Below are 526 nucleotides of genomic sequence, written 5' to 3' on the forward strand. Positions count from 1 at the left end.
CCCCTCATCCAGGTGGGACAAAACGACGTTGACCGGGAAGCTGCTTCCGTCCTGGTGTCTTCCGGCCAGTTCCGCCGTCACTGACCGATTTCTGGTCTCGGTCAACGACTCTGTCGGTTGTTTCGAGCAGGCCTCCCAGTCGTACTCAGGTATCAGCACCTGAATGAGCTGGCCGACGAGGTCTTCGCGGTCATAATGAAACAGCGTCTCCGCAGGGATGTTGCTGCGCAAAATGGTGCCCGCCGGGTGCACAACCAGCAACGCGTGCGGCACGGCCTCGAAAAGATTCTCGAATCTCTGTGTCTCTAAAGCCACCTGATCCTCTATCCGCATAAGTCAGGGTCGTTCGCGCTGAGTGCTGGAATTCCCCACAACCGTGCGAATGAGTAAATATCAGTATATCGATCGCGGTCGTCGCGCGGACGATCATTTTCACGTTGATGACCCCAGTGACTGACGCGGCAGCCGATCCTGCGCGAGCTATGCCAGCGGCACGTAGCGGTAGTACTCGATGCCCTCGTCGGAG

At 58.0% G+C, this 526-nt stretch carries 1 protein-coding gene; it reads right to left on the bottom strand.

Annotated elements, in window-relative coordinates:
* A partial coding sequence (locus JF66_RS21070; RefSeq protein WP_197059540.1) for a PAS domain S-box protein occupies positions 1 to 315 on the bottom strand: 315 nt, incomplete at its 3' end.
* Between the last annotated feature and the right edge of the window lie 211 nt (positions 316 to 526).

It is taken from the genome of Cryobacterium sp. MLB-32 (assembly GCF_000738085.1).
Taxonomy (GTDB): domain Bacteria; phylum Actinomycetota; class Actinomycetes; order Actinomycetales; family Microbacteriaceae; genus Cryobacterium.